This is a genomic window from Qipengyuania sp. R86523 (assembly GCF_044596365.1).
Lineage (GTDB): Bacteria > Pseudomonadota > Alphaproteobacteria > Sphingomonadales > Sphingomonadaceae > Qipengyuania > Qipengyuania citrea.
The window spans coordinates 1,361,650-1,386,670 of sequence record NZ_CP138997.1 but is presented as its reverse complement, the minus strand read 5'-3'; the positions used below and the strand labels follow the sequence as shown (position 1 = coordinate 1,386,670).

Below are 25,021 nucleotides of genomic sequence, written 5' to 3'. Positions count from 1 at the left end.
CGGCAGACGGGCGCTCAATCGAACCAGGCCACGCGGCGCGACAGGTTCCAGCAGATCGCCGCGGTGACGCCCCAGATCCGGTAGCCGTCATGGTCCATTTCCAGATAGTCGCGCTGCGCGCCCTGCCAGAACACCGAATTGCGCTGCCACAGCTGCGCGTCCATCAGCTTGTCGAGCGGGCATTCGAACCAGCTTTCGACCTCGCGCGGGTCGGGGCGGATGGGCAGGTCGTGCGGCACGGTGGCCAGCACCGGGGTGATATCGAAGCCCGTGCCGGTCTGGTAACGGTCGGTGGTCCCGATCAAACGCACCTGTTCGGGTGCGATCGCCAGTTCTTCCCACGCCTCTCGCAGTGCGGCTTCGACCGCCGTTTCGCCGTGGTCGAGCTTGCCGCCGGGAAAGGCGACCTGCCCGGGGTGGTCGCGCATGGTGCGCGGGCGCTGGGTCAGCAGGACGGTGGGGCGGGGCTGTTCGGTCACCGCGATCAGCACCGCGGCATCCGCGGTGCGATCGGCATCGGCAAAGCGGCTATCGGTCAGCAGGTCATCAAGGTCGCGCGTGTGGCCGTCTTCGAACAGCCGGGTCAGCCGGTCGAAGATCGCGCTCATGCGGGTCGGAGCGAGAAGGTTTCGCCGCCGCTGGTCACCGTCCAGTCGTCACCGCGCTCCAGCGCGATACGGGCCAGCTGTTCATAGGTCGAGCGGTTGAGCCGCGCCTCGCAGCCGCGGCGGACATGCAGGTACAGCGCGGGGCTGTCGGGATCGCCCGATGCGCGGATGCGGTTGTCGGGGCCCGCGACCACCAGTTCGTCGGTGTTGAGCCGGAAGGCCAGATCGCCTTCCGCCTGGCTGACATCGGTGGCGATGAAGCAGGCATCCTCCACCTCGATCGAGAGCTTCTGGTAAGGGACCACGAGCCAGTAGCCGCCATCCTCTTCGCGGTTGAGCAGGCCGGCGAAGGCGCGGACCATCGCGGGGCGTTTGATCGGCGAGCCATCGTGATACCAGGTGCCGTCCGCGGCGATCCGCATGTCGCTGTCGTCGGCCGCTTCGGGCGACCATTCCTCGACCGGGGGCAATTTGCGATCGGCCACCGCCTGCGCGATCTGCGTGAGCGACATTCCGGCGAGTTCGGGGGGCGGGGTGTAGGGCACGGTGCGAGCGATGGCAGAACACTCCCGCTCACTCAATACCCCGTGGCCCCCGCGCAGGCAGGAGCCCAGAGGGCTTCATGTCAGCTCATCCGGGGCGGCTATCTGCATCCCTGCCTGCGCAGGGATGACGGCGCAAAGATGGCGTCTGTTCGCGGCTGACTGCGTCAGACGCTGCGCAGCCGAGGGAAGCGCGGGTGCGCTTCATGGCCGCATCAGGAAGGCCACGGCCCCAGCATGCCTTCATCGGGCAGGATCGCCGGATTGCCCGAGCGCGCCAGCAGGCGGTGTTTCTCGTACGGGCCGGGGCAGTGCCAGCCCTGCGTATGGTCGGCGATGAAGCCCCAGCGGTCGTAATAGTCGGGATCGCCGATCATCACCTGCGGCAGCGGGGCCGCGCCATCTTCGAACCCTGCGTCGATCGCGCCTAGGCTGGCGGCCATCAGCGCCTTGCCGAAGCCTTCGCCCTGCCGGCCGGGCATGACCGCGACCGGGCCGACCATGATCATCGGGTGCGCGCGCCCTTTGGGGTCGGTCAGCGCCACCGGCCACAGCTGGATGGTGCCGACGAGGTAGTCCTCGTCGTCGAGCGCGGCGAAGCTCAGCGCCTCGAGCCAGTCGGCGCCTTCGCGGATGCGATAGGCGGTACGCGCATGGCGCCCCTCACCGAAAGCGGTGTCGAGCAATTGGTCGACCAGCGCGGGATCGATCGCGGCAAGGGGGACGAGCGTCGCCATGGGGCGCGCCGATTAGGGGCGCTGGCCGGCCAAGTCGATATAATTCGCCTTAGCCGGGGCGAAGTTCGAGCAGTCGGCCGCCGTCGCCATCCTCGAGCACCCACAGCGCGCCATCGGGTCCTTCGACGATCTGGCGGATGCGTTCACCCATGTCGTAACGCGCCACTTCGCGGGCGCTGTCGCCATCGGTCGCCACGCGGACGATCGCCTCGCTCTTGAGCCCGGCGATCAGCAGGTCCCCGGCCAGTCCGTCGAACAGCGTACCCGAATAGAAGACCATGTTGCCGGGCGCGATCACCGGGGTCCAGTTGACCGCGGGCTTGGCAAAGCCGTTGTCCGCCGAATGGTCGGTGATCGGATCGCCGTCGTAATGGACGCCGTTCGACCGCTGCGGCCAGCCGTAATTGGCGCCCTTGCGGACCACGTTGAGCTCGTCGCCGCCCTTGGGGCCGTGTTCGATTTCCCACAATCGGCCCTGCGCGTCGAAATCCATGCCCAGGATGTTGCGGTGGCCCATCGACCAGATATCGTCCAGCGCCCCGTCGATCGCGCCGTCGCCCGCGGGTGTCCCGTCGAGCTCGAGCCGGACGATCTTGCCCAGATGGCTCTGCCGGTCCTGCGCGGGTTCCATCTTCTGGCGGTCGCCGCTGGCAAGGAAGATGTGCTGCCCATCGGGGCTGAAGGCGATGCGGTGCGAATAATGCCCGCGCCCGGTCACCTTGGGGGTCTGGCGCCAGATCACGGCGAGATCGTCGATCCGGCAGCTGTCGGCCAGCGGGCATGACAGTGTGCCGCGCCCGAGCGCCGCGCCGCGCGTATCGCCTTCGCCGGCTTCCGCCCAGGTCAGGTAGATCGTGCGCGTGCCGACGGCATTCGCGCTTTCGCCGGGCAGGAAGGCGACCTCGCCCAGACCGCCCTGGCCGCCATAGTCGACTTGCGGCAGGCCGCTGACAGTCATCAGCCGGTCCTGCGCCGTATCGTAGACCTTGGCCGTTCCCGGCTTCTCGGTGATGAACAGCATCGCGGTGCCGGGAATGAAGGCCGAGGCCCAGGGTTCGGAGAAGCTGCCATGCTCGGCAATCGCGAAATCGCCGTCCCATGCGCCCGCCGGGTCGCCCGCGGCAGCGCCCTGCGCAGGCGGGCTATCCCCTGATCCGGCGTAGCCGCAACTTGCGGCAAGCAGCAGGGGCGATAGGGTGAGGGCCCAGAAAGGCTTTGGGATAGAGGTCCGTTTCATGTTCAGTGCAACTCCCCAGAATGGACTTGGTGCCGCACCGTTGGTGGTGGGCGTCGACGAGGCCGGGCGCGGCCCGCTGGCAGGCCCCGTTGTCGCAGCCGCGGTCGTGCTGTGCAAGCCATGTCCGGGCGGGCTGGACGATTCCAAGAAACTGTCGGCCAAGCGCCGCGGCGCGCTGGAACCGCAGATCCGCGCGCGCTGCGCATGGGGGCTGGCCGTGGTGGAACCGGCGGAAATCGACCGGCTCAACATCTTCCACGCGACCATGCAGGCAATGACGCTGGCGGTGACGCGGCTGGTCGATGCGCTGGCATGCGAACCCGATGCGGTGCTGATCGATGGGAACATGACCCCGCACGGCCGCAACCCCGCATGGCGCTGGGCGCAGGCCCGGCCGATCGTCGGCGGCGACGGGAAGGAACGCTGCATCGGGGCGGCCAGCATCCTGGCCAAGGAATATCGCGACCGGCTGATGCGCGAGGCGGCGCGGCAGCACCCGCATTACGGGTGGGAACGCAACGCCGGCTACGGCACGGCAGAGCATCTCGAAGCGCTGCGCACGCGCGGACCCACGCCGCTGCATCGGCGCAGTTTCGCGCCGGTGGCACAGGTCGATCTGTTTGCGGAAAGCGCGGCCTCGGCGGCCTAGGCGCTCGCTTCGGCTTCGGCTTCGGCGGCCTTGGTCGCGGCAATCTTGCGGCGCTGTTCGGCCACTGCGCGGGCCTGGTCGGCAAGCGCCTGCCAGGTCGCTTCCGAGCGCAGCGCACGGTCGCGCACATTGCTCAGCGTTGCCGCCTCCGCATCGGAGGCAGCCTCTGCCGCACGCGCGGCATAGAATTCGTAAGTCTGGCTGGCCATTGGCGTCTCCGGAGGGGGTGCGGCGGGAAGAGGGCGTAAGGTGGTGCGCGCGCCGCGGCCCGTTGTGGGGCCGGCGGCGCGCGAACCGGAATGGAATCAGTCGGCAGCCGAGAGATTTACGGCGCTGGCCTTGCCATTGCGGCCGGTTTCAACTTCGTAGTTGAGGCGCTGCTCTTTATCGAGCGAGTGCATGCCGGCGGCCTGGACGGCGCTGATGTGGACGAAGCTGTCGTCCGAACCGTCGTCGGGCTGGATGAAGCCATAGCCCTTGTCGGTGTTGAAGAACTTTACGGTTCCGGTCTTGCTCATGATGGTTCCTTTCGAGAACGCGAGAGGTTGCCGCGCCGCGACATGCGGTGCGGTCGTGCGTCAAATCGTCCGATGAAAGGAAGTCGTCGTCTGGTTTGCGCCGGGGCCACTGAAGGCAAGCGGCGGTCGTCAAAATCCGAAGTCCGTCGCAAATTTCGACGTCAGCGGCATCCTTGTAGCAGACATGTGCGGCATTCCCTAATCATTTAATCCGCTGCCCGATTGAGTCCTGCGCGCCACACCGCACCATCTAAAGTCCTGCGAATCCACGGGGACTCAATATCTTGTGACGGGCACCTTCTGTTCTTTCTGCAAAGCCGGCGAGCCCGCTTCGCGCCGTCCAATTTGGCGCTTGACCGCGACTCCGTTTGGACTCACCCTGTGGATAAGTCAGGACAGGGAAGCATATCATGGGGGTCATCGAGACCACGAAGAGTCGCGTCAAAGCGGCTGTAAAACCGGCGCAAACGCCGAAGGAACTGCTCCCGCTAGGGCAGATCCTCGATGGCGATTGCGTGGCCGCCATGCGCCGGCTTCCCGATGCGAGCGTGGACCTCGTCTTCGCCGACCCGCCCTACAATCTCCAGCTCGGCGGCGATCTCAACCGGCCCGACGGCAGCCATGTCGATGCGGTGACCGATCACTGGGACCAGTTCGACAGTTTCAAGATCTACGACGATTTCACCCGCGAATGGCTGACCGAGGCCAAGCGCGTGCTCAAGCCCGATGGCGGGCTGTGGGTGATCGGCAGCTATCACAACATCTACCGCGTCGGCGCGATCCTGCAGGACCTGGGCTTCTGGATCCTCAACGACATCGTCTGGCGCAAATCGAACCCGATGCCCAATTTCCGCGGCACGCGCTTCACCAATGCGCATGAAACGCTGCTGTGGTGCAGCCAGGGCGAGAAGGCCAAGTACCACTTCAACTACCGCGCGATGAAGACGCTGAACGACGAATTGCAGATGCGCAGCGACTGGGTGCTGCCGATCTGCAACGGCGCCGAACGGCTGAAGGAGGGCGGCCACAAGGTCCACCCGACGCAGAAGCCCGAAAGCCTGCTCTACCGCGTGCTGCTCTCCACCACCGAACGCGGCGACGTGGTGCTCGACCCCTTCTTCGGCACCGGCACCACCGGCGCGGTCGCGAAGCGGCTGGGCCGCGAATGGATCGGCTGCGAACGCGAAGGCAATTACCGCGAAGCCGCGATCAAGCGGATCGAGAAGGAACTCCCGCTCGACGAAAGCGCGCTCACCACGATGCAGGCGGGCCGCAGCGCCCCCAAGGTCGCCTTCGGTGCGCTGGTCGAAAACGGCTTCATCAAGCCCGGCACCAAGGTGTTCGACAAGAAGCGCCGCTGGACCGCGACCGTCCGCGCCGACGGCTCGCTCGCGCATGAGAAACAGACCGGCAGCATCCACGGCCTCGGCAAGGACCTGCAAGGCGCGCCCAGCTGCAACGGCTGGACCTTCTGGCATTACGACGTCGAAGGCGAAGCCAAGCCGATCGACTCCGTGCGGCAGCTGTACCTGCTGGCGGTGGAGGATTGATTTCGTTCAATTGACTATAAGGTGCAATAGGGCCAAGTCATTGCGACTATGCAGGAAAGACCAAAGCACGAATTTGGTGGCCCGTGGACTGAGATCAAGTTGGACGCGATTTCGGAGTATCTGGACTTCTACCAGAACGCTCTGAAAAATAAGGGCTTCGAAACTTGGTATGTGGACGCGTTCGCCGGGACCGGCGAACGTCATGCCAAGGTCACAAAAGGCGGAATTTTCGACGCTGCGCCGATCGAGGAGGTGGAAGAAGTTCTCGCGGGCAGCGCTAAGCGCGCTTTGGCGATCTTGCCACCTTTCTCTCACTACTGGTTTTCTGAGCAGCGCCCCACCCGAGTAGCGGCCCTAGAAGCACTCCGGAGTGAAGCGTCGACGGACATTGTAGTCCGCCGCGGCGATGCAAATGAACAGCTCCGATTGCTGTTTTCAAATCCACCATGGACCGACCACCCGAGTAGCTGGAAACAGCGCGCGGTTGTGTTTCTGGACCCGTATGGAATGAGCGTTGGCTTCGACACTCTAAAGATGCTCGCAGAAACTCAACGGGCGGACGTATGGTACCTTTTTCCACGTAAGGCCGTCATTCAGCAACTCGCAAACAAAGGGAGTGGCATTGATGAAGATAAGAGAGCGAGTCTGACGCGCATATTCGGATGTGAGGATTGGGTAGACCGGTTCTATGAAGCGCAACCTGCACAAACCGATCTATTCGGTGGCCGGGTCACCTTTGAGAGCATTCGCAGAGCCGATGGCAACGAGATCGCCGAATTCGCTAGAGAGCGGTTCGGTGGAATTTTCGCGTATGTCTCCGATCCTATTCCGCTCTTGATCAACGGTCGTGATTTTTTCGAATTGTACTGCTTCTCAAACAATCCACCCGCAATAAGTCTGATTAAGAGGGGGGTGGACCACGTTGTCAGGAAATATACTCCGGCATCTCATCGTAGGTCTGGCCCCTAAGAATCCGGCCTGTCTTTTTCTTGTTTACACCGCCCCACTGCTTGAAGAAGAAGGCAGTGCCTGCTTCTAAACACTGGTCCAGAATATTCTCGACCCACTCCTCATCCATCGGACGAGATCGCGGGCCACTCTCGCCCCCGACGATAGCCCAATGGATCGCGCTCAGATCGACTTCTGCAACATCTCCGATCAGGGGCTCGAACGAAATAAAGCGAACACTAGCAGGCACCTCACGCAAGTGGTCAATTCGATCTACAACCCGGCGGTCCTCGACACTTGTACCAAGCCAGACATTCGCGAGAGGATCAGGTGCTATCTCATTGAGAATTTCGGCCATTCTCTTCGGGCGCTTGGTGAGAATCTGATAGTGATGCTGGGGTGTGCGAAGCATCACATCCCAAATACGCCGAACAAAGGATTGAGGGACGTCTGGATGGAATAGGTCTGACATGGAGTTCACAAAAACCCGTCGAGGTTTTTTCCATGAAAGAGGAATTTCAACTGAAGCTTCGTGACACCGGACCTTGTCAGTCCAAACTGCGCCCCTCTTGGAAGGCTTAGTAAGACCTTCGTACTTCTCGTGGTTCATGGCCTGCAGCCTTGCTGCCATGCGCATGGCATAGCAGTTCTTGCAGCCAGCACTTGCGATGGAGCAGCCGACTACTGGATTCCACGTCAGGTCAGTCCATTCGATAGAAGATTGTTGAGCCATACCCGTCCTTTCAGGAAGTATAGCACAGGCAAATTCTCGTGTGAATCCATCAATTTTGGCAGAATTCAGGGATTTTGCCGAACTAGACCGAATATGGAACTGTGCTTCAGAACTCTGTCCTACTCCCCTCGAACCCGCTAACACTCCGCACATGATCCAGCGCCTCACAGCTTCCCCCCCGCTCCGCCGCTCGCCCCAAAACCCCTCCGCGGCTTTTTTCGCATTGGACCGTGTAACACCCGGTCCATGTCGCGGTGCTTGCCCTGGGGAAGTCCAACAATGAGTGGGCAAGTCTACATCCGCCCCATCGGCTTCGTCCCCGGTCCGCAGTCCGAGCACGGCAATGCGATCCGGCTGGCAGGCACCATGGTCTATGCCAGCCGCTTCGCGGTGATCCTGCGGCGAGATGGCGAGGTGGTCGAGCGCTGGCTTGCCGCGCCCGACACCATGGCCGAAGCGCTCGGCCGCCTGCCCGAAGAGCTTGGCGCCGAGGGCGAGGCGCAATGGGCCAATCTGACGTTCGCGCATCCGCCGTTGCAATTGGGGGCGCGGACCGTGCCGCTCGACCAGCCGCAGGTGATGGGCATCCTCAACGTCACGCCCGACAGCTTCAGCGACGGTGGGCGCTTCCTCGACGATGCCGAGGCCGGCCGTGACCACGCCGCCGCCATGGTCGAAGCGGGGGCAGCGATCATCGACGTGGGCGGCGAAAGCACGCGCCCGGGTGCCAAGCCGCTGTGGGAAGGCGACGAGATCAAACGCGTCGTCCCCGCGATCGAGGCCTGCGCCGGCATGGGCGCGGCGGTCAGCGTGGACACGCGCAAGGCAGCGGTGATGGAGGCTGCGCTGGAAGCGGGCGCGCATCTGGTCAACGACGTCTCGGGCCTCGCGCATGATCCGCGTAGCGCCGAAGTGGTCGCACGCGCCGGCTGCCCGGTGGTGCTGATGCATGCGCCCGGCACGGCGGGCGAGGACCTGCATGCTGGCGGCGACTATGCCAGCGTGGTGTTCGACGTGTTCGACGCGCTGCGCGCCCGGCGCGATGCGGCGCTCGAAGCGGGGATCGCGGCGCAGCACATCCTGCTCGATCCGGGCATCGGCTTCGGCAAGAGCCTGGCGGAAAACCTCGCGCTGATGAACGCGCTGCCGCTGTTCCATGCGCTGGGCCATCCGCTGCTGCTGGGGGCCAGCCGCAAGCGCATGATCGGCGCGCTGTCGAAGGAAGCGCCGGTCGAGCAGCGGCTGGGCGGCAGCGTGGCGCTGGCGCTCGAGGGGATGCGCGCGGGCATGCAGATGGTGCGGGTGCACGATGTCGCCGAGACGGTGCAGGCGCGCAATGTCTGGCGCGGCCTGCGCGATGCCGCGCTGACCGACTTCGCCGACCTGCCCGCCTAGCTGCGAGCCTAGCTTCCGGGCGAAGCGGCGCTGCCCGCCAGCAGCCCGCCGTCGAGCGTGAGTTCGGCGCCGGTCATATAGCCGCTGTCGGCGCTGGCGAGGTAGACGCATGCCGCGGCGACCTCTTCGGCCGTGCCGAAGCGCTTCAGCGGCGTGTCGGCGACCAGCGCGGCCATCTTCGCGTCGCGGTCTGGCCCGTCGCCCAGCATCGGCTCCCAGATGTCGGTGAGGATCGCGGCGGGGTGGACCGAGTTGCAGCGGATCGCCCAGCCTTGCTGCGCGGCGTAGAGCGCGACCGACTTGCTGTGGTTGCGCATCGCCGCCTTGCTCGCGGCATAGGCCGCTGCGCCGGGAATGCCGACGAGGCCGGAGCGCGAGGACATGTTGATGATCGACCCCGTGCCCTTGGCCTTCATCGCGCGCAGGGCATAGCGGCAGCCGAGGAAGCAGCCGTCGGTGTTGACGCTGTGCACGCGGTGCCATTCGGCAAGGCTGGCGTTCTCGGGGTCATGCGGCGCGGGGCCGTCCTCGAACCCGGTGATCCCGGCGTTGTTGACCAGCACGTCGATCGCGGGGAAGGCCGCGGCCAGCGCGTCCCATTCGGCTTCGCTGGCGACGTCGAGGCGGTGGAAGCTGCAACCGAGCCCGGCGGCGGCTTTCCTACCTTCGTCTTCGTCGATATCGGTCAGCACGACGCGCGCGCCTTCGGCAAGGAAGGCGGTGCAGATCGCCTTGCCGATCCCGCGTGCGCCGCCGGTGACCACGCACAGCATGTCGTCGAGCTTGCCCATGGCTACGGGCTAGTCCGCTCAGGCGGCGCTGTCGATGCCGAGTTCGCTGAGCTTGCGGTAGAGCGTCGAGCGGCCGATGCCGAGCCGGCGCGCGACTTCGGTCATCCGCCCGCGGTAATGGCCGATGGCGAGGCGGATGATGTCGGCCTCGATCTCTTCCAGCGGGCGGACGTTGCCGTCGTCGGTATAGAGCAGCAGGCCAAGGCCGCGTGCCCGGCTTTCGCCGCGGTCGACCTCGTCACCCAGCATCTCGGCCAGCTGCGGGAAGCTGTGCGCGGTCAGTGCCTCGCGCTGTTCGAACACGCAGGCACGGAACAGCGCGGCCTGCAGCTGGCGGACATTGCCGGGCCAGTCGTAGCCTTCGAGCAGGCTCAGCGCGCTGTCGGCGATCGAATGGTGCTTGAGCCCGGGCTGTTCGCCGAACTTGGCGAGGAAATAGCGGGTCAGCGCGGGGATGTCGCCCAGCCGCTCGCGCAGGGGCGGCATGCTGATCCGCGTGGCCGACAGCTGGTCGAACAGCGACTGCGAGAACTGGCCCGCCGCCACGCGGTCCTCGAGCACGTGATTGCTGGTGGCAAAGACGCGCAGGTCGATCTTGAAGCCATGCGCGGCGCCGGTCGGGCGGACGATCCCGGTGGCCAGCACTTCGGCTAGACGGTTCTGCTGCTCTTCGGGAATGCGGTCGACATCGTCGAGGATCAGCGTGCCGCCGTCGCATTGTTCGATCAGTCCGCTCTGGCGGTCGAAAGCGCCCGCGAAAGCGCCCTGCTCGTGGCCGAACAGCAGCGATTCGAGCGATGCTGCCGGCAGGCCGCCGCAGCGCACCACGCGCAGCTCCGCCTTCGCGCGGGTGCTGGCGGCGAGCATCGCGCGGGCGACCATGTCCTTGCCGGTACCGCTTTCGCCTTCGACCAGCACATGCGCATGGCCGCGTGCAGCAGTTGCCGCCTTGGCCAGCGCGGTCCGGAACGGGGCGGCGGTGCCGACCATGCCGTCGAAATCGACCGGGTGGGGCAGCTTCTCGGCCAGCGGCTGCAACTCGGCGTTGGGCCGCGCGCCATAGGTGGCATCGGCCAGCGCAGCGAGCAGGCGGTCGGGATCGACCGGCTTGATGAGATAGTCGGTCGCGCCCGCGCGCATGGCTTCGACTGCCAGCAGCGGCGAGGTGTTAGCCGTGAGCATCAGGAGGGGGACATCGGGGCGCGCCGCGCGCAGTTCGCGGATCAGTTCGCACGCCTGGTCGCCCGGCACCCACTGGTCGAGCAGGATGGCGGTCACTTCGCCGCCGCCCGGCGATGCCAGCATTTCGAGCGCGTCTTCGCCTGTCGCCACGGTCAGCGTACGCCATCCTTCGCGCGCGGCAAGCGCCGACACCAGCCGGCCCTGGGCCGGCTCGTCGTCGATCAGCATCAAGAGGCGCGATCGCTGTGTCGCCATATCTCTCGCCATTCTCCCCAGGGACATGCGGGCCTGAAGCACGTCCGCGTGAAAGCCCATTACCCCGATAGCGTAAAGAGGCGATTAAGCCTGTCCCATCGGGGAAGCGCAAACAGCGGGGCTTGAGCAGCGCGCACCTCCGCGATAGACCCGCCGCGATATCAATTCCACACAGGGAAATCGCATCATGGAATCCGCCAACGACCACAAGGCGCACAACCGGACCTACGGTTCGTTTATCAGCATGCTCAAATGGTCCGTCCCGCTGATTGCTGTCATCACGCTGATCGTCGTCATCCTGATCGCCGAATAACCGGATGGCGCTACGCATCGCGGTTCTGAGAGAGCGCGCGCCGGGCGAGAGCCGGGTCGCGCTGACACCCGAAACGGCGAAGAAGTTCGTCGCTCTCGGGGCTGTGGTCGCAGTCGAGGAAGGCGCCGGTCTGGGCGCCGCCCTCACCGATGGCGCCTTTGCCGAAGCGGGCGCCGAAGTCGGCCCCGCCGCTGCAGTGGTGAAGGATGCGGATATCGTGCTGGGCGTCCAGGCGCCCGAAACGGCCGCGCTTGCCGGAGCAAGTCCGGGGGCTTGGGTGGCGGCGACATTCGATCCGTTTCGCGAAAGCGCGCGGGTCGCGGCCTATGCCGAGGCGGGCTATGAGGCGCTGAGCATGGAATTCATGCCGCGCATCACCCGCGCGCAGAGCATGGATGTCCTCTCCAGCCAGTCGAATCTCGCCGGCTACAAGGCAGTGCTGACTGCGGCCAATGTGTATGGCCGTGCCTTTCCGATGATGATGACCGCCGCCGGCACCGTGCAGGCGGCCAAGGTGTTCGTGATGGGCGTGGGCGTGGCGGGCCTGCAGGCGATCGCGACAGCCAAGCGGCTTGGCGCGCAGGTCTCCGCCACCGATGTCAGGTCGGCGACGAAAGAGCAGATCCAGTCGCTCGGCGCCAAGCCGATCTTCGTCGAGAATGTCGCGGGCATCGAAGGCGAGGGCTCGGGCGGATATGCCACCGAGATGAGCGACGAGTACAAGGCCGCGCAGGCAGAGCTGGTCTCCAGCCATATCGCCAAGCAGGATATCGTCATAACCACTGCGCTGATCCCGGGCAGGCCCGCGCCGCGGCTGATCTCGGATGCGCAGGTCGCGAGCATGAAGCCCGGCAGCGTCATTTTCGACCTCGCTGTGGCGCAGGGCGGCAATGTCGAAGGCTCACGTCCCGACGAGGTGGTCGAGAAGCACGGGGTCAAGATCGTCGGCTATTCGAACACTGCCGGACACCTGGCAGCCGATGCCTCGGCGCTGTTCGCGCGCAATCTCTACAACTTCCTGTCCGCCTTCTGGGACGAGGAGGCCGGCAAGCCCGTGCTCGACGAAGAAATCGGCGACGCCGTACGGCTGACGCAGGGCGGCAAGGTCGTGAACGAGAGACTCACCCCCGCGTAATCCGGGCCCGGGGAGGGGCCGCACATGGACTTCATTTCGATCCTGTCGATCTTCGTGCTGGCGTGTTTCGTCGGCTATTACGTGGTCTGGTCGGTCACGCCCGCGCTGCACACGCCGCTGATGGCGGTGACCAATGCGATCTCCTCGGTAATCATCGTCGGCGCGCTCATCGCCAGCGCCGAGGCGGGCAGCGCGGTTGCCAAATGGCTGGGGCTGGCAGGAGTGGTGCTTGCTAGCGTGAACATTTTCGGCGGCTTTGCCGTGACCGAGCGGATGCTCGCGATGTACAAGAAGAAGGAGAAGAAGTGATGTTCTCCTTCAACCTAGTCATCCCAGCGAAAGCTGGGATCTCTCTCGGCACGTTCCGCGCCAATTGGGCAGCGATCCCAGCTTTCGCTGGGATGACGATGTGGGCAACCCCCGCCCACGCGGCGACCGGCGAAGCGGTGAACCCCTGGGTCGCGCTCGCCTATCTTGTGGCCGGCGTGTTCTTCATCCTCGCGCTGCGCGGCCTCTCGTCGCCCTCGACCAGCCGGACGGGCAACCGCTTCGGCATGGCGGGCATGCTCATCGCGGTGGCGACGACGCTGGTGACGCACGATATCGCCAATATCGTCGAGATCGCCATCGCCATCGCGATCGGCGGATTGATCGGCTTCCTCATCGCCCGCCGCATCGCCATGACCGCGATGCCCGAGCTGGTCGCCGCCTTCCACTCGCTCGTCGGCCTTGCCGCCGTGCTGGTGGGCTGGGCGGCCTATCTCAATCCGGGCGCGTTCGGCCTGCTGACCACAGATGGCGGGATCGGCGCGGTCTCCAAGGTCGAGATGGGCCTCGGCATCGCCATCGGCGCGATTACCTTTTCCGGCTCGGTCATCGCCTTTGCCAAGCTGTCGGGCCGGATGAGCGGTTCGCCGATCCTGCTGCCTGCGCGCCATGTCATCAATCTGGGCACTCTGGCGGCGATCGTCGTGCTCACCGCGCTGTTCGCCATGGCGACCGGCCCGGCGGAAACGCTGCCGCTGATCGTTGCGCTGACCGTGCTCGCCTTCCTGATCGGCTTCCTGCTGATCATCCCCATCGGCGGGGCGGACATGCCGGTCGTGGTCTCGATGCTGAACAGCTATTCGGGCTGGGCCGCGGCGGCGATGGGCTTCACGCTGGGCAACAGCGCGATGATCATCACCGGCGCGTTGGTGGGCTCTTCGGGCGCGATCCTCAGTTACATCATGTGCCGCGCGATGAATTGCAGCTTCCTCAGCGTGATCGCGGGCGGCTTCGGCGCGGAGGACGGCGGGGCGGCAGGCGGCGAACCGCGCGAGCAGCGCCCCTACAAGCAGGGCAGCGCGGCAGATGCGGCTTTCATGCTCGAACAGGCGGAGAAGGTCATCATCATCCCCGGCTACGGCATGGCTGTGGCGCAGGCGCAGCACGCGCTGCGCGAGATGACCGACATCCTCGAGGAAAAGGGCGTTGAGGTGAAGTTCGCGATCCACCCAGTCGCGGGCCGCATGCCCGGGCACATGAACGTGCTGCTCGCCGAAGCATCGGTCGATTACGACAAGGTCTTCGAACTGGAGGACATCAACAGCGAGTTCGCGCAGGCCGATGTCGCCTTCATCATCGGTGCCAACGACGTGGTCAATCCGGCGGCGAAGACAGACAAGTCTTCGCCCATCTACGGCATGCCCGTGTTCGACGTCGACAAGGCCCGGCAGGTCTTCTTCATCAAGCGCAGCATGGGCGGCGTCGGTTATGCCGGGGTCGATAACGACGTCTTCTACATGGATCAAACGATGATGCTGCTGTCCGATGCGAAGAAGATGGTCGAGGAAATCGTGAAGGCGCTCGACTGAAATGAAACGCATCCTGATCGTTCTCGCGCTGCTGGCCGTCGGCGGGGTCGCCCTGTGGGCGACCATCGGCGGCGGATTGCAGGATACCGCGGAGGGCCGGCTGGAGGATGAATTCGTCGCGCGCGGCCTGCCGCAGCCGATGGCCGGGTGCATGGCCCAGCGCATGGCGCAGCGGCTGTCGGTGCTCCAGCTGCGCAAGCTGGAAAACCTGCAGGCGCAGGAAGGCGAACGCGCCATACCGCTGAGCATTGCCGAATTCCTCGAACGCGTCCGGCGCGTGGACGATGGCGAAGTGCTCGAGGTTGCCGCGAGTTCAGCCGCGGTCTGCGCCTTCGCGCGGGGCTGAACCGCACCCGCTTGCAATCGCCGTCCCTTGCGGCACAATGGGTTGCAAGGGAGAGACTCATGACCATCAGACTGTCGATCGCCGCCGCGCTGCTTGCAGGCGCGGCGCCGGCCATTGCCGCCACGCATTCTATCGTGCCGGGGGACGGCGCGCAGGAGGCCCTGCAGGAAGCGCTGATCTTGGCCGAACCGGGTGACGAGATCGTATTGGCGGCAGGCCGCTATACGCTGACCGATGGTCTCAGCCTCGATGTCGACGATGTGACCGTGCGCGGCGCGGGAATGGATGGCACCGTGCTCGATTTCACCACGCAGCAGGGCGCGGGCGAAGGCCTGCTGGTGACCAGCGACGGCGTGACGCTGCGCGATTTCGCGCTCGAGAACCCAAAGGGCGACGGGGTGAAATCCAAGGGCGCGGACAATATCGTCTACTATCGCATCCGCGTGACCTGGACGCGCGGTCCGCATCCTGAGAACGGCGCCTATGGCGTCTATCCGGTTGAAAGCGACGGGGTGCTGGTCGACGGCGTCAAGGTCACCGGCGCATCGGATGCGGGCATTTATGTCGGCCAGTCGCACAACATCACCGTGCGCAATTCGATTGCCGAGGCCAATGTCGCCGGGATCGAGATCGAGAACAGCCGCAACGCGCTGGTCGAACGCAATGTCGCCACGCGCAACACCGGCGGGATCCTGGTGTTCGACCTGCCCAATCTGCCGGTGATGGGCGGCGGCAATGTAATCGTCGCGAACAATCTGGTGGTGGCCAACGATACGCCCAATTTCGCGCCGCCGGGCAATATCGTTGCGGGCGTGCGGCGCGGCACCGGGATCATGGTTATGGCCAATGACAACGTGTTGATCGAAGACAACATCCTGTCGCGCAATCCGACCGCGCCGATCATGGTCATCGCTTACACGCAGAGTTTCGAGGACGAGCGGTACAATCCGCTGCCGCGCGACGTGGTGGTGGGCGAGAACCGCTATGACGGCGGCGGCTACGACCCGCAGCTCGAGGGTGCGGACATGCTGCTGGCGGCCTTCGGCGGCGAACTGCCGCCGGTGCTGTGGGATGGCCTCGGTTCGCTTTCGGCGGTCGAAGGGACCGCGGGCTGGAACCTCAACCTGACCGAAGCGGGCAAGGGCCTCGGCGCGGCGCAGCCCGGTCCGCTGGCCGTGTGCACGCCCGGCCAGCCATTCGACCGGAGCGGCATCGGTGCGCCCGCAGCGCTCGAACAAAGGCTTGGCGGATGAAATCCTTCGGATGGCTTGCCTGTGCGGTCGCCGCGCTCTCGGGCGCGATGATCGCGCGGGCGGCCCCGCCGCAGCAGGCAGCCGTCAACGATGCCGCGATCATGGGCGATGGCATGCCGCGGCTGCTGTCGGACTACGGGTTCTTCGACGACGCAGGCGCGCAGTTGCCCGTGGCCGGGGTCCATCCATATCGCCTGAACACGCCGCTCTATTCCGATGGCGCTGAGAAACTGCGGTTTGTCTACCGCGCAGCGGGCACGCAGTTCACCGCGCAGGGCGAAGGCCTGCTCGACCTGCCGGTGGGTACGGCGCTGATCAAGACCTTTGCCTTTGGCGAGGGCAGCAAACGGCGGCTGATCGAAACACGCGTGCTGCTGCACCGCGCCGACGGCTGGCTGGCGCTGCCCTATCTGTGGAACGAGGCGCAGACCGATGCGCAGCTGGCGGTCGTGGGTGCGCGGATCGCCCTGACCACCCCGGCAGGGCAGGCGATCAGTTACCGCGTCCCCAACAAGAACCAGTGCAAGGAATGCCACGGGCTGAGCGGTGAAGTGGTCCCCATCGGTCCCAAAACGCGCAATCTGTCGCATGCCTGGTTGAGCCGGATGGTCACGGCCGGGCACCTCGATACCATGCCGCAGGATGCCGACCAATTGCCGCTGTGGGAGGCGCGTGAAAGCGCTCCGCTGACCGCCGCAGCGCGCGCCTATCTCGACGTGAACTGCGCGCATTGCCACCAGCCCGGCGCGACCGCCTCGAACAGCGGGCTCGACCTGAGGTGGGAGCAGCAGGCACCCGAGGCGCTGGGGATCGGCAAGCGACCCGTGGCGGCCGGGCGCGGGGCGGGTGGCCATCTGTTCGATATCGTGCCCGGATCGCCCGACGCGTCGATCCTCACCTATCGCATGGCCAGCCCCGAACCCGGCGTGGCGATGCCTGAACTGGGCAAGGCGACGGTCGATGAAGACGGGCTCACCATCGTGCGCCGCTGGATCGAGGAGATGGCACCGTGAAATGGTTCTGGCGCATTCTGGGCGCTCTGGCGCTCGTCCTTCTGGCCGCGTTCTTCATCCTGCGCGTGCCCGACACCGACCCGGCCGAAATGCAGGCGAAATACGGGGCCGCCCCGTCGCGCATGCTCGCGGTCGGGGATGGCCGGCAGGTCCATGTCCGCGACGAAGGCCCGCGCGATGCACCCGCCATCGTACTGCTGCACGGATCCAATGCCGATCTGCATACGTGGCAGGCATGGACCGATGCGCTGAGCGCGGATTACCGCGTGGTCCGGTTCGACCAGCGCGGTCACGGGCTGACCGGCCCCGCTGCCGATGCCGACTACAGCATCGAAGCCTTTGCCGGCGATATCGATGCGGTCGTCGATGCGCTGGGGGTCGAGCGGTTCGTGCTTGCGGGCAATTCGATGGGCGGTGCGATCGCCATGCAATATGCCATCGCCAGTCCGGACCGGCTCGACGGGCTCGTCCTCGTCGATGCCAGCGGGGCCCCGATCGAGCGCGATGCCGATGGCAATATCGCCTTCAAGCTGGCTGCAATGCCCGGCGTGGGCAGCGTGATGAGCCAGGTCCTGCCGCGCTCGCTGGTCGAACGCAGCCTGTCGCAAAGCGTCTCCAACCAGAAGATCGTCACCGGTGAAGCGGTCGACCGCTATTGGGAACTGGCGCGCTACCCCGGCAACCGCGATGCCACGCGCGCGCGTTTCTCGACCCCGCGCAGCGCCTTCTCGGCCCAGCAGGTTGCCCAAACCGATGTGCCGACGCTGGTCATGTGGGGCGAAGAGGACAAGCTGATCCCCTACGAAGCGGCGGGCTGGTACATGGATCACCTGCCCGATGCGACGCTGGCCGCCTATCCCGGGATCGGCCACCTGCCGATGGAAGAAGCCCCCGAGCGCAGCGCTGCCGATCTGCAACATTGGCTTGCCCGGACGCTGTCTTCGCGAGATACGCCGCAAGACGGAACCGGCGTATGACCCGCCCGTTGTAAGCCCTCGATACGCGGGCCAACCGCGGTCGCTGGTTATCAGGGTGAAAAAGGGACAGACGCTTGCGCAAGCTCGGCATTATCGGGGGTATGAGCTGGATCTCGACCCGCGCCTATTACGAACGCATCAACAAGTTCGTGCAGAAGCGGTCGGCGCCGATGGCCAGTCCGCCGTTGCTGATCGAAAGCCTTGATTACGCACCCATTGCGGCGGCGAAAAATGCCGACGACTGGGATGCGATCGCGGCGACGCTGATCGAATCCGGACGCCGGCTGGAAAGCGCCGGGGCCGAAGCGCTCGTCGTTGCTGCCAATGCCATGCACAAGGTGTACGACCGGCTGACCGAAGGCGTGTCGATCCCGGTGCTGCATATCGCCGATGCGGTGGGGCAGGCGATGGAAGACGCTGACTGCAAGAGCGCGGCGCTGCTCGGCACGCGCTTCGTGATGACCGAAAGCTTCTATCGCCAGCGGCTCGTCGGGCACGGGGTCGACCTGCTGCCCCCCGATCCGGGCGATGTCGAACTGGTTGACGGGATCATCTACAAGGAATTGATGCTGGGCCGCGTCACTCGCGATGCCGAACGCGCGCTCAAGACGGTCATCACCATGAAGGAAAAGCAGGGGGCCCAGGCGATCGTGCTGGCCTGTACCGAGCTGGAACTGGTGGTCGATACCGATGCCAATGTCCTGCCGGTGTACGATTCCACCGATATCCACTGCCGCGCCGCGGCCGACTGGATCCTCGGCTAACAGCGCCCGCGCGGGGCCCCGGCTCCGCGCGCGCACATTCTGCCGAAAACCCCGCGGGTTCGCATTTCGTTCACGTTGTCGCCCCGCGGGCGAACACCTAAGCCTCTGCGCGCATGCACAGAGCTCCCTACGCTTCCGATCCCGCCGCCAGCCGCGGCCGTGAATTCCCCGAGGAACGCGAAGGGACGCGCGGGCCGCGCAGCGAATTCCAGCGCGACCGCGACCGGATCGTCCACTCGATCGCCTTCCGCCGCCTGCGCTCGAAGACGCAGGTGTTCATCGCGCCCGATGGCGACCACTACCGCACGCGGCTGACCCACAGCATCGAGGTCGCGCAGATCGGCCGCGTGCTGGCGCGCGAGCTGGGCCTGGACGAAGACCTCACCGAGGCGATCTGCCTGGGGCACGACATCGGGCACCCGCCCTTCGGCCATGCCGGAGAGACCGCGCTCGAGGAAGCGATGGTCGGCGCGGGCGGTTACGATCACAATGCCCACGGCCTGCGCACGCTGGCGCGGCTGGAAAGCCCCTATTGCGACCACGACGGGCTCAATCTGACCTGGGAAACGCTCGAGGGTCTGGCCAAGCACAATGGGCCCGTGTCCGCGCCGGGCTGGGCCCTGGAAGAAATCGACCGGGCTTTCCCGCTCGAGCTGTCGACCTGGCCCTCGCTCGAGGCGCAGGTCGCTGCGATTGCCGACGATATCGCGTATGACAATCACGATATCGACGATGGCCTGCGCGCGGGCTTCCTCGATCTCGACGACCTGCTCGCGCTCGACTGGCTGGCCGACCAGTGGCGCGCGGTCGAGAAACGCTTTCCCCATGCCCCGCGCGACCGGCAGCTGCGCGAACTGGTGCGCACGCAGATCGGGCTGATGGTCACCGACCTGCTGACGCATACGCGCGAGCAGGTGAAGGGCGTCGGCAGCGCCGCCGAAGTCCGCGCGGCAGGGCGCCAGCTGGCGGCTTTCTCGCCCGCGATGCGCGAGCATGAACGCGTGCTCAAGCGCTTCATGTACGACCGGCTGTATTACCACGAGGAACAGATGGAAACGGCCCGGCGCGCGCATGACGTCATCTCGCGCCTGTTCGCCGCCTACCACCGGGATCCGGCCACCATGCCCGAGGAATGGCGTGTGAGCCTGCCCGAAAGCGAACCGCAGCGCAGCCGCCATATCGCCGATTTCATCGCCGGGATGACCGATCGCTTCGCCATCACCCAATGCGCCCGCATCTATGGCAGCATGCCCGAAGGGCTCAGCAATGTCTGACGCGGTGCGGATCGGCCTCATCGGGGCCACCGGCCTAATCGGGGCGGGAGTGATGGCGCAATGCGTGGGGCGCGAGGATGTGCGCCTGACCGGGATTGCCCGGCGCGAGGCGCAATTGCCGCGCGGTATCCGGATGGAACTGTTCGTCGCCGATCCCGCCAATTGGGGCGACGTGATCGAAGCGGTCAGGCCGACTGCGATCATTTGCGCGCTGGGCACGACGTGGAAGAAGGCCGGTGCGGACGAGGCCGCGTTTCGCGCGGTCGATCGCGATCTGGTGATGGACACCGCGCGGACCGCGCAGCGCCTCGGGGTCGAACGTTTCGTCCATGTCAGTTCGGTCGGCGCCGATCCGCACGCCCGGGCCTTCTACCTCCGCGTGAAGGGCGAGACCGAGCGCGAACTGGCGAAGGTCGGTTTCGCGCGGCTCGATATCCTGCGCCCCGGCCTGCTGCGCGGCACGCGTGCCGAGGAAGACCGGCGGCCCGCCGAACGGTTGGGGATCGCTGCTGCGCCCTTGGCAAATCTGCTATTGCACGGCAGGCTGCGCCAGTATCGCGGGATCAAGGCCGAGATCGTCGCGCAGGCTGCGCTGGCGCTGGCCAAACGCGCGGCGCGCGGCCGGTTCGTGCATGACAATGACGCGATCCGGGCCGCCGCCCGGACGCTGCCGCAACTGGGACGTGAGGCGCTGTGATGACGTGGGAAACGGTATTCGGTACGGCAAACCTGCTCGCCATGGTGATGTGGGCGGGGCTTATCCTCTTGCCGCGCTGGCCCGCATTGCTCGCAGCGGTGCTCTATGCCGGCGTGGGTCTGCTGTGCTTGGCCTATAGCGCCGGACTGATCGGTATCCTGACCGGCGCACTCGCTGCGGGCGGCGGCGATGCGCCCGCCGATTTCACCAGCATCGAAGGCGTCCGCGGCATCTTCGCCAGCGACGGCGGGGCGACGATCGGATGGATCCACTATCTCGCTTTCGACATGTTCGCCGGATTGTGGATCGCGCGCGATGCGGATGCGAAAGGCTTTTCGCGCTGGATCCAGGCGCCGATCCTGTTCGCCACCTTCATGGCGGGGCCGCTGGGACTGTTGCTGTGGCTGGCCATCCGCGAGCGGCGGGCGCGGGCCGGCGGGCGCTGGCAATAGGACGCGGCGAATCGGGTTGCGCAACGCAACCCATCTGCCATGATGATCCCAACTGCTGAAAACAGCGGAGAGGATCTATGGCAGAACACGAAAAGCTCACCTTCGATGAGCTCATCAGGCACTGGGCGAAGGAAAAACCCGATCAGGTCGCGCTCGAGCAGGAAGGCAGCGCGCTGACCTTCGCCGAGCTCGAGGATCGTTCGCGCAAGGTCGTGGCGATGCTCCGCGCGCGCGGACTGGAAAAAGGCGACCGGATCGCCTGGCTGGGAAAGAACGCGCGCCACTATTTCGAACTGTTCTATTCAGCCGCGCGGCTGGGGATCGTCATGGTGCCGATCGGCTGGCGCCTTGCCGCTCCCGAAATAGCCTATATCCTCGGCGACACCGGCGCGAAGCTGCTGTTCATCGACGAGGGGTTCGGCGAACTGGCGGACAAGGCCTGCGGCCAGATGGATGCCGCGCCGCCGATCGTCGACACGCCGACCGCCAGGGCCGAGATCGCTGCAGCACAGCCGGGTGATTTCCCCGCTGCCGGCGCCGACGATGCCGTGCTGCAGCTCTACACCTCGGGCACGACGGGCAATCCCAAGGGCGCGGTGCTGACCAACGCCAATCTGTTCTCGCTGCGCCTGCCCGCCGAGGAAGCGGCGCAGCCGTGGTCGAGCTGGGACGAGGACGAGGCGATCCTCATCTGCATGCCCTGCGCGCATATCGGCGGGACCGGGCTGGGGATCATGGCGATCGCTGCCGGCATCCGCGCCATCGTGCAGGCGGAGTTTACTCCCGACGGGGTACTCGATGCGTTCGAACAGGGCATCACGCGGCTGTTCATCGTGCCTGCCGCGCTGCAAATGGTGGTGCAGCATCCGCGGGCGAAAGACACCGACATGTCGGCGGTCAAATACGTCATGTATGGCGCCGCGCCGATCCCGCTCGACCTGCTGCGCGAGGCGGTCCAGACCATTCCCGGCGCAGGCTTCCTGCAATGCTACGGCATGACCGAGACCACCGGCACCATTGCCATGCTCCCGCCCGAGGATCACGCGCTCGACGGCAACCAGCGCATGCGCAGTGCGGGCAAGGCTGTGCCCGGGGCCGAGCTCAAGGTGATCGGCGAAGACGGCGGCGAACTGCCCTGCGGCGAAGTGGGCGAACTGATCTGCAAGAGCCCGTCGAACATGATCGGGTACTGGAACCTGCCCGATGCCACGCGCGGCGCGCTGAAGGACGGCTGGATGCACACCGGCGATGCCGCCTATATGGACGAGGACGGCTACGTCTATATTCAGGACCGGATCAAGGACATGATCATCTCGGGCGGCGAGAACGTCTACCCCGCGCAGGTCGAAAGCGCGATCTACGGTCATCCGGCCGTGAGCGAGGTGGCGGTGATCGGCGTGCCCGACGAAACCTGGGGCGAAGCGGTCAAGGCCTGCGTGGTGCCCAAGCCGGGGACCACGGTCGATCCCGATGACATCATCGCCTTCACGCGCGAGCGGCTGGCCGGGTTCAAGGTCCCCAAGACGGTCGAGGTGATCGATGCGATGCCGCGCAACCCCAGCGGCAAGATCCTGCGCCGCGAATTGCGTGCGCCGTTCTGGGAAGGGCGCGACAGGCAGGTCAATTGAAACGCCACGCGCCCGCTACCGCGCGCAATTCGCAGCCGCTGGCCGAAGTGCTGGCGCGCGAGCTGCCCGCCAGCGGGACCGTGCTCGAGATCGCCAGCGGCAGCGGCGAGCACGCGGTGTTCATGGCACGCCGCTTTCCCGCGCTCGACTGGCAGCCGAGCGATCGCGATGCCGAGGCGCTGGGCTCGGTCGATGCCTGGGCGGCGGAAACGCGGCTGACCAATCTGCGCCCGGCGATCGCGCTCGACGCTGCAGCGCCCGATTGGCCGAACGTGAGTGCTGATGCGCTGCTGTGCGTGAACATGGTGCATATCAGCCCGTGGGACGCGGCGGTGGGGCTGTTTGCGGGGGCGGGGCGGGTGCTGGGATCCGGGGCGCCGCTCGTGCTCTACGGCCCCTTTGTCGAGCCGGATGTCGAGACCGCGGCTTCCAACCATGCCTTCGACCAGTCGCTGCGCCAGCGCGACCCGGCCTGGGGCCTGCGCTCGACCGCCGATCTCGACCGGCTCGCTGCCGGTCACGGCATGACCCGCACGGCGCGCTGCGCCATGCCCGCGAACAATCTGGTGCTGATCTATCGCCGCGACTGAGCGCGGGGGAAGGTGGCGCTAGATAGCCGAGCGCGCGTCAGGCGAGCTTTCCCGCCTCTTTCCGGATCAAGCCCGCCAGCTTTTCAATTCGTGCGGAGCGGCGCCTTCGCTTCAATTCCACCAGATGCAGTTCGAGGAAGCTGGGCTGCGCAAACTGCGCGGTCGCCAGTTTTTCCCGCGCCGGGTAAGCGAGAACCCCGCTGCGAGGCAGGATCGCATAACCGAGGCCCCTGGCAACCGGTTCGGGAATTTGTCCGATCTGGTTGACGAAGCTGCGCACCTGCAGCCGGTCCGTACCGCGATAGTCCTTGGCGAAGTTCGCCCCCAGCACCGCATCGGCATAGGCCGCGGCATCCGGGTGCCGGATAAAGCCGAGCGACTGCAACTGGTCGAAACCGGGCAGGCGCCCGGCCCATTCACGCGGCAGGATCAGATCGAGCGGTTCGGCGCCCAGATATTCGGCGGCCAGCCGGGGATGGCGCGGAGACCCCGCTATCACGCCGACATCGTAGCTGCCCGACAGCACTCCTGCGACAATGCTGTCCTCCGGCGCTGCCGTGAGGCGGGCGGAAATGCCCGGCGCCTGAGCCATCCAGTCCATCAGTGCGGGATAGAGCAGCATTGCGAAACTGCCCGAACTCGCCACGCTGATCGTGCCGCGATCTTCATCGTCACCATCGAGACTGTCGAGGAAGTCGCGTTCCTCGCGCCACCGCATGCGCGCCATGGCGAGCGTTTTCTCGCCGGCATCGGTAAGTGCGAAACCCGGCGCATCGCGTTCGACAAGCGGCACGCCCAATTGCTGCTCGAGCTTGGCGATATGCTGCGACATGCCCGGCTGGGTCATGTTGAGCCGCTCGGCCGCGCGCGTGAAATGACGTTCCTCGCACAGCACGGTGAAGGACTTCAGCCATAGCGAATTGAGTTCTCTCATAGTTCTGTATTATCAGATCTATGAGAGATAATAATTTCTAATTTTGGGGCGCTGGGGCGATATCGGTCGGGCCAACGATCGAAAGGATCCCCCATGAACGTATCCCCCAAGGCCTTCTCGCATATCGGTCTGTCGGTCCCCGACCTGGACGCCGCGGTCGCATTCTACACCGAAGTTCTCGGTCTCTATACCATCATGGAACCGACCGAGGTGTTCGAGGATGACAGTCCGATCGGCGTCATGTGCACCGATGTGTTCGGCCCCGATTGGAAGTCGCTCAAGATCGCGCATCTGGCCACGGCCGACCGCGTGGGCATCGAGATATTCGAATTTCCCGAAAACTACGCCCCTGACGACAATCTGGACCACAAGCGCCACGGGACGTTCCACTTCTGCGTGCAGGATCCCGATGTCGAAGGACTGGTCGAAAAGATCGTCGCCGCTGGCGGCAAGCAGCGCATGCCGGTCCGCGAATATTACCCGGGCGAGAAGCCCTATCGCATGTGCTATGTCGAAGACCCCTTCGGCATCGTCTTCGAAGTCTACAGCCACAGCTACGAACTGACCTATTCGGAAGGCGCCTATTCCTGAGTAGGATAGCGGGCAGGGCGGTCACACCGCCCCGCCTTTCCTGGCGCTGGTCC

The 25,021-nt window shown here is 65.6% G+C and carries 29 protein-coding genes; 19 read left to right on the top strand and 10 right to left on the bottom strand.

The window, feature by feature from the left end:
- Positions 1 to 14: 14 nt before the first annotated feature.
- The 4 genes from SJY12_RS06895 to SJY12_RS06880 all read right to left on the bottom strand — a co-directional run bounded on the left by SJY12_RS06895 (position 15) and on the right by SJY12_RS06880 (position 3,124).
- Positions 15 to 608 (bottom strand): CoA pyrophosphatase, encoded by a 594-nt coding sequence (locus SJY12_RS06895; RefSeq protein ID WP_050599828.1) that lies wholly within the window; start codon positions 606 to 608, stop codon positions 15 to 17.
- Entirely contained in the window at positions 605 to 1,153 is a 549-nt protein-coding gene (locus tag SJY12_RS06890; protein ID WP_397504867.1) for a DUF1285 domain-containing protein, read from the bottom strand. The genes SJY12_RS06895 and SJY12_RS06890 overlap by 4 nt, the downstream gene beginning before the upstream one ends.
- A 212-nt stretch (positions 1,154 to 1,365) precedes the next feature.
- Positions 1,366 to 1,887: a GNAT family N-acetyltransferase gene (locus SJY12_RS06885; protein ID WP_063505415.1), complete on the bottom strand. Its 522-nt coding sequence runs from the start codon at positions 1,885 to 1,887 to the stop codon at positions 1,366 to 1,368.
- A gap of 49 nt (positions 1,888 to 1,936) precedes the next feature.
- Positions 1,937 to 3,124, bottom strand: coding sequence for a PQQ-dependent sugar dehydrogenase (locus SJY12_RS06880; RefSeq protein ID WP_397504866.1), 1,188 nt, complete (start codon positions 3,122 to 3,124; stop codon positions 1,937 to 1,939).
- On the opposite strand from SJY12_RS06880, the gene SJY12_RS06875 reads away from it, so the two are divergent.
- Positions 3,123 to 3,773, top strand: coding sequence for a ribonuclease HII (locus SJY12_RS06875; RefSeq protein ID WP_160767240.1), 651 nt, complete (start codon positions 3,123 to 3,125; stop codon positions 3,771 to 3,773). The genes SJY12_RS06880 and SJY12_RS06875 overlap by 2 nt on opposite strands.
- On the opposite strand, the gene SJY12_RS06870 is transcribed toward SJY12_RS06875, so the two are convergent.
- Together SJY12_RS06870 and SJY12_RS06865 are read right to left on the bottom strand one after the other, a co-directional pair.
- The gene (locus SJY12_RS06870) at positions 3,770 to 3,982 is read right to left on the bottom strand and encodes a hypothetical protein (RefSeq protein ID WP_050599823.1); all 213 of its coding nucleotides are present in this window, start codon (positions 3,980 to 3,982) and stop codon (positions 3,770 to 3,772) included. The two genes, SJY12_RS06875 and SJY12_RS06870, sit on opposite strands and share 4 nt — an antisense overlap.
- Before the next feature lie 96 nt (positions 3,983 to 4,078).
- Positions 4,079 to 4,291 carry a cold-shock protein gene (locus tag SJY12_RS06865; RefSeq protein ID WP_050599822.1) on the bottom strand — a complete coding sequence of 71 codons (213 nt, stop codon included), beginning with the start codon at positions 4,289 to 4,291 and terminating at the stop codon, positions 4,079 to 4,081.
- Positions 4,292 to 4,701: 410 nt separating this feature from the next.
- Between SJY12_RS06865 and SJY12_RS06860 the strand changes: the two genes are divergently transcribed.
- Both SJY12_RS06860 and tcmP read left to right on the top strand, forming a co-directional pair.
- Positions 4,702 to 5,841, top strand: a complete 1,140-nt coding sequence (locus SJY12_RS06860; protein WP_397504865.1) for a site-specific DNA-methyltransferase — start codon at positions 4,702 to 4,704, stop codon at positions 5,839 to 5,841.
- Positions 5,842 to 5,889: 48 nt separating this feature from the next.
- Positions 5,890 to 6,810, top strand: a complete 921-nt coding sequence (gene tcmP, locus SJY12_RS06855; protein WP_397504864.1) for a three-Cys-motif partner protein TcmP — start codon at positions 5,890 to 5,892, stop codon at positions 6,808 to 6,810.
- Here tcmP and SJY12_RS06850 read toward each other — a convergent pair.
- Positions 6,767 to 7,522, bottom strand: a complete 756-nt coding sequence (locus SJY12_RS06850; RefSeq protein ID WP_397504863.1) for a DUF5131 family protein — start codon at positions 7,520 to 7,522, stop codon at positions 6,767 to 6,769. The genes tcmP and SJY12_RS06850 overlap by 44 nt on opposite strands.
- Before the next feature lie 279 nt (positions 7,523 to 7,801).
- On the opposite strand from SJY12_RS06850, the gene folP reads away from it, so the two are divergent.
- A complete protein-coding gene (gene folP / locus SJY12_RS06845; RefSeq protein ID WP_397504861.1) occupies positions 7,802 to 8,917 on the top strand; it encodes a dihydropteroate synthase in 1,116 nt (371 codons plus the stop codon).
- A gap of 8 nt (positions 8,918 to 8,925) precedes the next feature.
- Here folP and SJY12_RS06840 read toward each other — a convergent pair whose 3' ends face one another.
- Entirely contained in the window at positions 8,926 to 9,708 is a 783-nt protein-coding gene (locus SJY12_RS06840) for an SDR family oxidoreductase (RefSeq protein ID WP_397504860.1), read from the bottom strand.
- 18 nt (positions 9,709 to 9,726) lie between these two features.
- Positions 9,727 to 11,145, bottom strand: coding sequence for a sigma-54-dependent transcriptional regulator (locus SJY12_RS06835; RefSeq protein WP_397504859.1), 1,419 nt, complete (start codon positions 11,143 to 11,145; stop codon positions 9,727 to 9,729).
- Between the two features lie 187 nt (positions 11,146 to 11,332).
- Here SJY12_RS06835 and SJY12_RS06830 point away from each other — a divergent pair, with 187 nt between their 5' ends.
- The 14 genes from SJY12_RS06830 (at position 11,333) to SJY12_RS06765 (ending at position 23,443) form a co-directional block, all read left to right on the top strand.
- A complete protein-coding gene (locus SJY12_RS06830) occupies positions 11,333 to 11,458 on the top strand; it encodes an aa3-type cytochrome c oxidase subunit IV (RefSeq protein ID WP_082835688.1) in 126 nt (41 codons plus the stop codon).
- A gap of 4 nt (positions 11,459 to 11,462) precedes the next feature.
- On the top strand, positions 11,463 to 12,593 hold the full coding sequence (locus SJY12_RS06825) for an NAD(P) transhydrogenase subunit alpha (protein ID WP_397504858.1): 1,131 nt from the start codon (positions 11,463 to 11,465) through the stop codon (positions 12,591 to 12,593).
- A 24-nt stretch (positions 12,594 to 12,617) separates the two neighbouring features.
- Entirely contained in the window at positions 12,618 to 12,902 is a 285-nt protein-coding gene (locus SJY12_RS06820) for an NAD(P) transhydrogenase subunit alpha (protein ID WP_050599815.1), read from the top strand.
- Positions 12,903 to 12,994: 92 nt separating this feature from the next.
- Positions 12,995 to 14,449, top strand: coding sequence for an NAD(P)(+) transhydrogenase (Re/Si-specific) subunit beta (locus SJY12_RS06815; RefSeq protein WP_397504857.1), 1,455 nt, complete (start codon positions 12,995 to 12,997; stop codon positions 14,447 to 14,449).
- Position 14,450: 1 nt separating this feature from the next.
- A complete protein-coding gene (locus SJY12_RS06810) occupies positions 14,451 to 14,795 on the top strand; it encodes a hypothetical protein (RefSeq protein ID WP_397504856.1) in 345 nt (114 codons plus the stop codon).
- Between the two features lie 59 nt (positions 14,796 to 14,854).
- Entirely contained in the window at positions 14,855 to 16,048 is a 1,194-nt protein-coding gene (locus tag SJY12_RS06805) for a parallel beta-helix domain-containing protein (protein ID WP_397504855.1), read from the top strand.
- Complete coding sequence (locus SJY12_RS06800; protein WP_397504854.1) at positions 16,045 to 17,061, top strand: SO2930 family diheme c-type cytochrome; 1,017 nt, start codon at positions 16,045 to 16,047, stop codon at positions 17,059 to 17,061. The genes SJY12_RS06805 and SJY12_RS06800 overlap by 4 nt, the downstream gene beginning before the upstream one ends.
- Positions 17,058 to 18,038 carry an alpha/beta fold hydrolase gene (locus SJY12_RS06795; RefSeq protein WP_397504852.1) on the top strand — a complete coding sequence of 327 codons (981 nt, stop codon included), beginning with the start codon at positions 17,058 to 17,060 and terminating at the stop codon, positions 18,036 to 18,038. The genes SJY12_RS06800 and SJY12_RS06795 overlap by 4 nt, the downstream gene beginning before the upstream one ends.
- A 74-nt stretch (positions 18,039 to 18,112) precedes the next feature.
- A complete protein-coding gene (locus SJY12_RS06790; RefSeq protein ID WP_050599809.1) occupies positions 18,113 to 18,802 on the top strand; it encodes an aspartate/glutamate racemase family protein in 690 nt (229 codons plus the stop codon).
- 113 nt (positions 18,803 to 18,915) lie between these two features.
- Positions 18,916 to 20,076 (top strand): deoxyguanosinetriphosphate triphosphohydrolase, encoded by a 1,161-nt coding sequence (locus SJY12_RS06785; RefSeq protein ID WP_063511492.1) that lies wholly within the window; start codon positions 18,916 to 18,918, stop codon positions 20,074 to 20,076.
- Positions 20,069 to 20,773 (top strand): NAD(P)H-binding protein, encoded by a 705-nt coding sequence (locus tag SJY12_RS06780; protein WP_348346058.1) that lies wholly within the window; start codon positions 20,069 to 20,071, stop codon positions 20,771 to 20,773. Before SJY12_RS06785 ends, SJY12_RS06780 begins: the two co-directional genes overlap by 8 nt.
- Complete coding sequence (locus SJY12_RS06775; protein WP_050599806.1) at positions 20,773 to 21,225, top strand: ABA4-like family protein; 453 nt, start codon at positions 20,773 to 20,775, stop codon at positions 21,223 to 21,225. The genes SJY12_RS06780 and SJY12_RS06775 overlap by 1 nt, the downstream gene beginning before the upstream one ends.
- Before the next feature lie 77 nt (positions 21,226 to 21,302).
- Positions 21,303 to 22,853: a fatty acid--CoA ligase gene (locus tag SJY12_RS06770; protein WP_397504851.1), complete on the top strand. Its 1,551-nt coding sequence runs from the start codon at positions 21,303 to 21,305 to the stop codon at positions 22,851 to 22,853.
- Positions 22,850 to 23,443, top strand: coding sequence for a DUF938 domain-containing protein (locus tag SJY12_RS06765; RefSeq protein ID WP_397504850.1), 594 nt, complete (start codon positions 22,850 to 22,852; stop codon positions 23,441 to 23,443). The genes SJY12_RS06770 and SJY12_RS06765 overlap by 4 nt, the downstream gene beginning before the upstream one ends.
- Before the next feature lie 37 nt (positions 23,444 to 23,480).
- On the opposite strand, the gene SJY12_RS06760 is transcribed toward SJY12_RS06765, so the two are convergent.
- Entirely contained in the window at positions 23,481 to 24,377 is an 897-nt protein-coding gene (locus SJY12_RS06760; protein ID WP_397504849.1) for a LysR family transcriptional regulator, read from the bottom strand.
- Between the two features lie 93 nt (positions 24,378 to 24,470).
- Here SJY12_RS06760 and SJY12_RS06755 point away from each other — a divergent pair, with 93 nt between their 5' ends.
- On the top strand, positions 24,471 to 24,968 hold the full coding sequence (locus SJY12_RS06755; protein WP_063511666.1) for a lactoylglutathione lyase family protein: 498 nt from the start codon (positions 24,471 to 24,473) through the stop codon (positions 24,966 to 24,968).
- Positions 24,969 to 25,021: the final 53 nt, after the last annotated feature.